9 protein-coding genes and 2 pseudogenes are annotated in these 9,258 nt (G+C 53.0%); 6 read left to right on the forward strand and 5 right to left on the reverse strand.

Annotation, left to right across the window (positions count from 1 at the left end; genetic code table 11):
* On the forward strand, positions 1 to 1,042 hold a 1,042-nt coding region (locus ADICEAN_RS18740; protein WP_040398220.1), incomplete at its 5' end, for a PLP-dependent cysteine synthase family protein.
* An 84-nt stretch (positions 1,043 to 1,126) separates the two neighbouring features.
* Here ADICEAN_RS18740 and ADICEAN_RS18745 read toward each other — a convergent pair.
* Both ADICEAN_RS18745 and ADICEAN_RS18750 read right to left on the reverse strand, forming a co-directional pair.
* Positions 1,127 to 1,381: a DUF6520 family protein gene (locus ADICEAN_RS18745; RefSeq protein ID WP_009197238.1), complete on the reverse strand. Its 255-nt coding sequence runs from the start codon at positions 1,379 to 1,381 to the stop codon at positions 1,127 to 1,129.
* 123 nt (positions 1,382 to 1,504) lie between these two features.
* Positions 1,505 to 1,933 carry a MauE/DoxX family redox-associated membrane protein gene (locus tag ADICEAN_RS18750; protein ID WP_009197239.1) on the reverse strand — a complete coding sequence of 143 codons (429 nt, stop codon included), beginning with the start codon at positions 1,931 to 1,933 and terminating at the stop codon, positions 1,505 to 1,507.
* A 1,082-nt stretch (positions 1,934 to 3,015) separates the two neighbouring features.
* On the opposite strand from ADICEAN_RS18750, the gene ADICEAN_RS18755 reads away from it, so the two are divergent.
* The 4 genes and pseudogenes from ADICEAN_RS18755 to ADICEAN_RS22070 form a co-directional block, all read left to right on the forward strand.
* Positions 3,016 to 4,737, forward strand: coding sequence for a hydrogenase maturation protein (locus ADICEAN_RS18755; RefSeq protein WP_009197240.1), 1,722 nt, complete (start codon positions 3,016 to 3,018; stop codon positions 4,735 to 4,737).
* A 63-nt stretch (positions 4,738 to 4,800) separates the two neighbouring features.
* Entirely contained in the window at positions 4,801 to 5,421 is a 621-nt protein-coding gene (locus tag ADICEAN_RS18760; protein ID WP_009197241.1) for a DUF6436 domain-containing protein, read from the forward strand.
* Positions 5,422 to 5,424: 3 nt separating this feature from the next.
* The gene (locus ADICEAN_RS21595) at positions 5,425 to 6,927 is read left to right on the forward strand and encodes a GAF domain-containing protein (RefSeq protein WP_009197242.1); all 1,503 of its coding nucleotides are present in this window, start codon (positions 5,425 to 5,427) and stop codon (positions 6,925 to 6,927) included.
* A gap of 216 nt (positions 6,928 to 7,143) precedes the next feature.
* Positions 7,144 to 7,428 (forward strand): annotated as a pseudogene (locus tag ADICEAN_RS22070) (S41 family peptidase); the annotation flags it as partial.
* Here the strand turns inward: ADICEAN_RS22070 and ADICEAN_RS23410 are convergent.
* From ADICEAN_RS23410 to ADICEAN_RS22180, 3 genes and pseudogenes are all read right to left on the reverse strand, one after another.
* Positions 7,384 to 7,533 (reverse strand): hypothetical protein, encoded by a 150-nt coding sequence (locus ADICEAN_RS23410; RefSeq protein WP_236612959.1) that lies wholly within the window; start codon positions 7,531 to 7,533, stop codon positions 7,384 to 7,386. The pseudogene ADICEAN_RS22070 and the gene ADICEAN_RS23410 overlap by 45 nt on opposite strands.
* A 14-nt stretch (positions 7,534 to 7,547) precedes the next feature.
* Positions 7,548 to 7,682, reverse strand: a pseudogene (locus ADICEAN_RS22075) (TRAP transporter large permease subunit); the annotation flags it as partial.
* The gene (locus tag ADICEAN_RS22180; RefSeq protein WP_009197244.1) at positions 7,658 to 7,885 is read right to left on the reverse strand and encodes a MauE/DoxX family redox-associated membrane protein; all 228 of its coding nucleotides are present in this window, start codon (positions 7,883 to 7,885) and stop codon (positions 7,658 to 7,660) included. The gene ADICEAN_RS22180 and the pseudogene ADICEAN_RS22075, both read right to left, overlap by 25 nt.
* A 563-nt stretch (positions 7,886 to 8,448) precedes the next feature.
* Here ADICEAN_RS22180 and ADICEAN_RS18775 point away from each other — a divergent pair.
* Positions 8,449 to 9,204, forward strand: a complete 756-nt coding sequence (locus ADICEAN_RS18775; RefSeq protein ID WP_009197245.1) for a hypothetical protein — start codon at positions 8,449 to 8,451, stop codon at positions 9,202 to 9,204.
* The last annotated feature ends 54 nt before the right edge of the window (positions 9,205 to 9,258 follow it).

Raw genomic sequence — 9,258 nt, forward strand, 5'->3', positions numbered from 1 at the left:
CCTTTCAGCTACGCTTCCCAAACAGGAAAGCGAGGCCTTTAGTAACCTCCGCTTCATGATCGGCAATACGCCCATGCTGGAGCTGCGCTACCGCTACCAGGGCCAGCCGGGCCGCATTTGGGTAAAATGCGAGTACTACAACCTGAGCGGCAGCATCAAAGACCGCATGGCGCTGCACATTCTTCGCCAGGCCTACCAGGAGGGCCTTCTCCGCCGGGGAGATACCATTGTAGAGGCCACCAGCGGCAATACGGGCATTGCCTTTGCCGCCCTGGGCCGGGCGCTGGGCCACCCGGTGCGCATCTACATGCCCGACTGGCTGAGCCGGGAGCGTAGCGAACTCTTGGAGAGTATGGGCGCCAAGGTACGGCTGGTCAGCGCAGAGGAAGGAGGCTTCCTGCGCAGCATCCAGCTGGCCGGCGAGCGGGCTGAGCGGGAGCCACGGGTATTTCAGCCACGGCAGTTTGAAAATGAGCTGAACGCCCAGGCCCATGAATGGGGCACCGGGCCGGAGATTTGGTACCAGCTGCGCTTGCTGGGCAAAACACCGGACGCTTTTGTGGCCGGCGTAGGGACGGGCGGCACCATCATGGGGGTAGCGGCTTTCCTGCGCCGACACAATCAGCAGATCCGCCTGCACCCCCTGGAGCCGGCCCAGTCGCCCACGCTGTCTACGGGCTGCAAAGTGGGTCGTCACCGCCTTCAGGGGATTTCCGATGAGTTTGTGCCGCCCATCCTGAAGCTGGACGAGCTGGATGCGGTTGTGCAGGCCCATGACGGAGACGCCATCCGCATGGTGCAGAAGCTCTCTGCCCAGCTGGGCCTGGGGGTGGGCCCTTCCTCCGGGGCCAATGTGCTCGGTGCCATCCGCCTGCAACAGGAGCTGGGCCCCGAGGCCACGGTGGTGACCGTGCTGCCCGATAGCAATGCCAAATACCTCAGCACCGATTTGTTCTGGGAACAGCCGCTGAAGGAGGACTACATTAGCCCGAAGGTGGAGTTTGAGGGCTATACGCCTATCCGCCGGCTGTTTGGGTGGTAGGCTAGCATGGGTGCAGCCAAAAAAAAGCACGGTAGTAGGGCTACCGTGCTTTCGGGTTCATATCTCATCCGAAAGGGATGGAGATTACAGTTTTAACTCACCGGTGCGAGAGTAGGTCATTGGTTGCGTGGGGTCGTCGTTTTCAAACTGGGCTACGCAGATGATGGGTGCGGTTACACAACGAAAGGACTGGCCGGACTGTAGCACAATCCAGTTACCGTTCTGGTTGCCATAGAGGATCTTGTTGGGATCCGGACTCTGCTGTGGACTAAAGGCAAAGGCGCCCAGGGAGGCGGCGGCAAAGGCCATCACGGCCAGGTAATTTTTAATCTTTTTCATGGGATTGGCGGCTTTTTTAACTACTCAAAAAGCCGAAACGGTTTAACTACAATTGCCTACTCTGTTCAGGGTTTTCGGCTTGCCCCTTTGCCTGCCCGGGCAGGCGTAGCGCGCGCTAATTTTTTAAGAAGAGGTGGAGGAGGAGGGTAGAAGGGCAAGCAGCCCTCCCCAAAGGGAGAGGGTGTAGAAGAGCAGGTTGACCACAAGGTGCTGCTCCCAGCTGAGCCTTTCCAGGATGCCCCCGCAGGAGCAGGGCCGCTCGCCCAGATAGCCCAGCACCACCAGGGAAACGTAGCCGGTGAAAAGCAGCATCAGCCCCCCGGACAGCACAAATCCCCACTTCCGCCAGGGCGCATAGAGCAGCAGGCCAACAGCCAGTAGCTCGGCCAGGGGGATGGCCCACACCAGGCTGAGGCTAAGTCCCTCAGGCAGCGGCTGGTTCAGCAGCGCTTCCCGGAAGACCCCCGGGGCCAGCAGCTTGCTCAGGGCCGTATAAGCGAATAGCCCGATCAGCGGGAGGGAAAGGTAGAGAAGGCGGTCGTTTCGTGTCATGGCCTGGGGCTGAAGGGGAAGTTTCCGGCCCTTGCCGGAAAGCCCTTCACTAGTATAGACACGGGGGTAGAGGGTGGCCCTACCTCTATGAATCTCTCTCCGCTCAAGTGCTCAGCTGATGCCACTATATTGGGATATCAGCTCCTCAGTCATGCCAGGCGTTTAGTAATGTTTATCACCTCAACGCATATGGTGGATATTCGCAGCGCCAATTTTTACCAGATTCATTCCTGCCCGGTAAAGTTCCTGTAGGGAAAGTACGGCCCAAGAGACCATTCAGGATTTCCTGAATGAGCAGGGTAGCGCAGCGGAACAGGAGCAATCCAACCTGGCTTTACAGGATAAAGCCCGGCTTTTGCGTGATGGCAGCAAACCGGGCGCTCCGGATGAGGAAGGTGTAGGAGAAGTCTGATTGGGCTCATACATACGGTTGCCGAAGGGGGAGCATTGCAAGCGGAAGGTGCTTTTGATGTATAGATAAGCCATAAAACTGTGGTTTACTTTTCATTTAACCGACGCTTTTTTTCGTTGGAATCATGTGCTTATTTTTTTGATTTCACCTAAAAAAGCGATAGGTAGCTAGTATTCCATAATCTAATGAACTTGCTATAAAGAGCAGATTGCGTGTTCTATAGTAGATATACGCAAAGCAGTTCCATAGGCGTGGAGAACTAGGGGACGTCATGAAAAGTCTCCATCACGATTCTGAACCTGATGGCTGCAGTAGCGTTTTGCCGGCCTTTATCCCTTCTTTTATTACATCCACGCTTTTGATCCGCTGACTACAGCCTGTGGATGACTGACTTCCTATCTCCACACCGTTAAAGCCCTTGCAAATAGCCTGATTGTTAGTGCCTCAGGATAGGCTATAGCATCACCGTTTCACTTCTGCGGACTTCTGGGCTGCTTTGATAAGTCCATTTTTATAAATATTATCTACCAAAATAGCCAATAATTCTTACTTCAGTTAAGGAAATGTGGCCTCTAGGTGGCCATGGCAGAACAGAACCGCACTTACTAGTCCTTTCGTATGTACAGTGGCAAAACACTTTTTAGTGCCAGAATTTTACAAACGCCTCAAGATGAAAATTCTCTTTTTGACAACTGCTCACAATGGACTGAGCCAGCGGGCTGCTCTGGAACTTCGGGAACATGGCCATACAGTAGAGATCCAGCTCGCCACCAGCGATGGGGCCATGGAAGCGGCAGTAGCGCAGGTTCGGCCCGACCTGATCATTGCTCCTTTTCTAAAGAAAGCCGTTCCTGCCGCTATCTGGCAAAAGCACAGGGTGCTGATCGTGCACCCGGGCATTAAAGGTGATCGTGGCCCTTCTTCTCTGGACTGGGCTATTATGGATGAGTGGCAGCAGTGGGGCGTAACCATCCTACAGGCAGCCCAGGGAATGGATGCCGGCGATATCTGGGCCTCCCTAACTTTTCCCATGCGTGCGGTAAGCAAAAGTACCCTCTACCGCCATGAGGTAACCCAGGCCGCTGTACAGGGTCTGCTGGAAGCGGTTGAAAAATTTGCCAGCGGCACCTTTATCCCGGAACCGCTGGATTACACCAGTCCGCTCGTTAAGGGTAGGCTGCATCGTCCGGTGAAAACCAGCGACCGATGCCTGAACTGGGAGGATACTACTGCCAATATCCTTAAAAGGATAAGGGCCGCTGACAGTACCCCCGGCGTATTGGATACAATTTTAGGGGAGCGCTACCGCCTGTTTGGTGCACATGAAGAAAGGGAGCTAAGCGGACCAGCAGGCGAGCTGCTGGCGACCCGCAATGGCGCCATCTGCCGCGCTACGGGCGACGGGGCCGTCTGGATCACTCACCTGAAAAGAGAAGCGGGTGGAATTAAGCTTCCGGCCACCCTGGTACTGGGGGATCAGCTAATGGGGGTAGCGGAGTCTTCCTACGATCCTTTCAGCCCGAACCACAGCTGCCCAGGCTTTAGAGACATCTGGTACGAAGAAGCTGAAGGGGTGGGCTATCTGCATTTTGACTTCTATAATGGCGCTATGAGCACTGAGCAATGCCAGCGCCTTCAGCAGGTTCTGGTGCGGGCAAAACTGCGAAGCACAAAAGTGCTGGTGCTGATGGGTGGCCATGATATCTGGTCAAACGGTATTCACCTGAACGTTATTGAGCAGGCCCGGAGCCCGGCGCAGGAGTCCTGGGAAAACATCAATGCCATGAATGACCTGGTGCGGGAAATCATCCTTACCGACACCAAGCTGGTCATTGCCGGCATGCAGGGCAATGCCGGAGCGGGTGGGGCTATTCTAGCCCTGGCAGCTGATAAAGTGTATGCCCGCAACGGCATTGTGCTGAATCCCCACTACAAAAAGATGGGGGGGCTCTATGGATCGGAATACTGGACCTATCTGCTGCCCAGACGGGTGGGTAAAAAGAAAGCACTGAAGCTTACCGAAGGCTGCCAGCCCCTGAGTACAGCAAGGGCGAAGGCCATTGGTTTCCTGGACAATGCCTTTGGGGATTCGGTAGCAGACTTCCAGTACCTGCTGCGCCAGAAAGCAGCAGCCCTGGCCATAAGCCTGTATTATGATTCCATGCTGGAGCAGAAAAGAAAGGAACGCCTTGCAGACGAGCTTGCCTGCCCGCTGGAAAAGTACCGGGAAGAGGAGCTCCGGCAAATGCAGCTGAATTTCTTTGGCGAGGATCCCAGCTACCATCTTGCCCGTTTCCACTTTGTGCATAAGATCTCCTGCGCCCAGCAGCCTTCCCCGGAAGCACTGGCAAAGTATCCATCGGCACATAAGGAACTTCAGCAGCTGGTCTAAGGGCGGCAGCCGCTGCTTACCACTTCTCATCTTGCTTTTACATTACCTTCAACCTAAACTACCATGAAAACCAGGCGCCTGATGGCCATTACCCTGCTGCTCGTATCGGCAGCAGGGGTGGGTTATCTGTTTTGGCAGCAGGAAGTAAAATACGTGCTGCCTACCCCTGTTCCCCTACACTATGCACCCGCCGTGATCGGCGATTCGCTGGCCCTAAGCGGGTTGCTGCCAAAAGGGGATACCAAGGGGCTGTTGCTCCATTTCTTTAATCCCGACTGCCCCTGCAGCCGCTTTAATGTGAAGCACTTCAATTACCTGGGAAAGACCTATGGGCAGCAGGTACAGTTTGCAGTTGTCATCCCTGAATTTGCCGATTACAAGAAGGCACGGGAGCTTATCGAGGCGCCCATACCTGTGTATGTGGACAGCGGGGATGCCATAGCCACTGCCTGCGGGGTATATGCTACGCCCCAGGCAGTGGTGCTGACCGCAGAAGGCACGCTCTTTTACAGGGGTAACTACAATAGGGCACGTTACTGTACACAGAAGAACAGCAACTATGCAGAAATAGCCCTGCAGCACCTTTTGGCAGGCCGGGAGGCCCCCCAGTTTGGAATGTTGGCCAGCCAGTCGTATGGCTGTCAATTTTTCGAAGAAAACACGCTTTCTCTCCTCAACTTTTAACCTATGAACCAAGCTTTACATCCGAAGAAGATCAGCAAGGCCCGCTTTTTTCAGGCCATCACGCAAAAGTCAGATGCCATCATATCAGGTGCCATGATCGGCTTTTTTCTCAATGGCCTGTTCCTTTCTTTCTTCTACGATACCTGGCTCATCAGCCTGGGTGTAGGTTGCCTTTGCCTGTTGGGCTTTTATTCCTGCAAATACCTGCTGCCCCATTCCGCGCTGCATCAGTATGTGGCCAGCAGTGTATTCGCCATTTTCATGGCGCAGTTTATTTACCAGATGCACGGCATGTTTGAAATGCACTTCTGGGCGTTTGTAGCCGCAACCTTGCTGATCACTTACCAGAACTGGAAGCTTTATATTCCGCTTTCCCTCATCATTGTGGTGCACCATGCAGGCCTGGCCTACCTGCAGTACAGCGGCATGCAGGGAGTATATTTTACCCAGCTCTCCTACATGGACATGCAGACGTTTGCCTTCCATGCAGCCTTGGCGGTGCTCATTATCGGCATCTGCGGCTATTGGTCGTACGACCTATCCAGGCGCACCATTGCCGATGGCCTCAACCAGCTCTTGCTGGAAGAACAGCTGAGTAATGTAGAGAAGAACATTGCCTTTGCCGAGGAGATCAGCAAGGGGAACTTAAGTCTGGAGCATACCCTTGGTGAGCAGCAGGACGAACTGAGTAAAGCCCTGATCAACATGCGCCAAAGCCTGCTGGAGGCATCGCTGCGGGAGCAGCACGAGCGCTTTGTCAATACAGGGGTTGCCCGAATCGGGGAGATCCTGAGAAACAATATCAACAACCTGGAGGAGCTCACCGACCGGGTGCTTAAAGAAATTGTGACCTACCTGCAGCTGAACCAGGGGGGCTTGTTCCTGGTGGAGGAGGATGAAAAGGACCATAAATTCCTTAGTCTGAATGCCTGCTTTGCCTACAACCGGAAAAAGTATCTGCAGCGCAGCATTGAAATCGGAGAAGGCCTGGTAGGGCAGGCCTACCTGGAAAAGGATGTACTTTACCTGACCGATGTGCCCCAGGGCTATACGACCATTACCTCAGGCCTGGGCCATGCCACTGCCAGCAGTATTTTGATCGTGCCCCTTGTCAACAATGATGAGATCATTGGAATACTGGAGGTCGCCTCCCTGCAGGTGATTCCTGAAAACCACATTAACTTCCTGAAGAAGGCCTCAGAGAGCATTGCTTCTACCTTGCTATCTGCCCGGGTGAATGCGAAAACCAAAAAGCTGCTGGAGCAGGCTCAGTATCAGGCAGAAGCCATACAGGCACAGGAGGAAGAGATGCGCCAACACCTCGAAGAGCTGGAGGCAACCCAGGAAGAAGTCATACGCCGTACGCGCAGCTACGAAGAGCAGCTGACTGAAAAAGATGAAGCAATCGCTCAGCTGCGAGAACAGCTTAAGCAGCTGGAGTTAAGAAGCGCTGTACCCTATGCTGATCATTTTAGTGCCAGGAAGCTGGAGAAAATGGCGGATTAACAAAAATTAATGAAGTACTAAAAGGGAACAATCCGGGCAGAAAGGCACTGCCTGGATTGTTACGGTGCAGGTGGAGCATACGTTCACCTCACTACATTCTTAAAGGTAAAAAGCCTTTAGTTGCTTTTTGATTTAAACCGATTTTTTTAAGCTTCACCTGCCTTGCCCAACAGCATTGCTGATCTGTGGGGGCATCTTTTCTTTGGCAAGGCAGGGATGTGGCACTATAAATCCAGACGTGATGTCCATGCAGGGCAGGCCTACTTCAGGTACCCGGATGAGTATTCTTTTACGATCTCTACCGATACGCTGTATGAAGGCCCCCGCAAGGTGGTGCTCTTAACAGATGAAGAAAGTGCCAGCTCCGGAGAAACATTTGTTTTTCGGGCAAAGCAAAGTGATAAAGTGGTGGTGTATGGGCAAAACACCGCCGTCGTGGTGGATGGGTTCAAGGGATTAGCGAAGATCATCGGCTGTTTTGAGCTGGTGTTTCCCTCCTCGCTCAGGGCAATGGATCTGGATAAAAACCCCATTGACCCGCATGGCATTGCTCCGGATGTGTACCTGGATAAAAAAGTAGATGCCCTGGCCTATGCGATTGCGCATATGAAGCAATTGGACCTGGAATATCCCTCTCTTGCCATCCGGGGGTTCATGATGCCGCCTATGGCCGAGGCAGCGGCAACAGCTGATCCGGAAATAGCCCCAAAGAGCATGCAGGCCAGGATATTCACATATGCAAGTCCCCCAGGCAGGGCGCATAGAGCAGCAGGCCTACGGCCAGCAGTTCCGCCAGGGGGATGGCCCACACCAGGCTGAGGCTAAGTCCCTCAGGCAGCGGCTGGTTCAGCAGCGCTTCCCGGAAGACCCCCGGCGCCAGCAGCTTGCTCAGAGCCGTATAGGCAAATAGCCCGATCAGGGGAAGAGAAAGATACAGAAGGCGGTCGTTTCGTGTCATGGCCTGGGGCTGAAGGGGAAGTTTCCGGCAAGGGCCGGAAAGCCCTTCAGCTGTTTAGACACAGAGGATGGGGATGGCCCTACCCCCGTACAGATCTACAGGCTTTGCTGCCTACTTGATAGGACCCTCTGCACCAATAGCTATCCCTCTGAATACCTCTGCATGGATGGATGCTTATTAAGTATCTCCATACGAAAATAAAAAACATTGCATTCAAAAGGGTTACGATCATCTTCACACCCGCATACGCGAATAAAGTCCGGGGCTTAGTGGTATGCAAGAAAATAAGCTGCCCAGGGCGCAGTACTTAATTTTTTCCCAATGGCAGCTCCCAATGTTTAGGTAGTAAGAATACACAAACATCCAGCTGGCAAATCGGGTAAGTAGGTATTACATTGCAGGCGCCAGGTAAACTTTTTGACAGAATCTTAATGGGCAATCTGCCACTTATCTCCTTCGGCATTTGATGCCGAGTAGTATATTCGCTACATTACTTTATTTCATTATTATGCTAGATTACCTTTCGAGCAGGTTGCACTAGCATAAAAATCATTAGAAAAAAGATGATGTTTCATTTTGGGTTGAAAAGCACATCGCTGCTCTTGTTTTTTATCCATGGAATCGTCTTTTCGGGAATTCTGATTGGAAGGGGGAGGATTTTGGGTGTTCAGGCGAGTACATGGCTGGGGCTCTTTCTGTTGCTATGCTCCCTTTACATTGCCCCCTTTATGCTGGGCTATGCCGGTTGGTACTCGGGCGGACTGACCCGCGACCTGCTGTTCTATATCCCATTTCAACAACTTTTTCTCCTGCCGCCCATCCTGTATTTTTATTTTCGATCCCTCCTCGATCGTTCCTTTGTGCTGAAGAGAAAACACTTCATCCACTTTATCCCTGCCATAGCATATCTGCTCTATTCCGCCATTGTCGTGCTCGCTGATAAGCTAGTTTTCGGATATGCCTACTTTTATCAGGACGGTAAGGACAAGGATCTGGCCCCCTGGTACCAGATGGCAGGATTTTTATCACTGCTTTACTATCTTGTCGCCAGCTGGAAGGTCTATCGGTACTACCGCTCGCTCACTGTACAAACGCTAAGTTTTGCCGATTCGGTCCGGTATCGATGGGCAGCTCATTTTCTACTCGCTTTTTTTGCCCTATGCCTGCTTCGCGGACTTTTTTTTATCCTTAATCCGGAGTGGGATGAGTTTGGCCGGAAATTCTGGTACTATCTGAGCTTTTCCATCCTGTTTTACTATATCTCCATCAGTGGTCTGGTAAATACACGTTACCAGCGCTGTATCCTTCTCTCTTTTTGACCAANCAGGCTCGTTGCTGCCAGCCGTGCTCCCCTCCACCGAGGCGGCAGCCAT

The sequence above is a fragment of the Cesiribacter andamanensis AMV16 genome (genome assembly GCF_000348925.1).
Lineage (GTDB): Bacteria > Bacteroidota > Bacteroidia > Cytophagales > Cyclobacteriaceae > Cesiribacter > Cesiribacter andamanensis.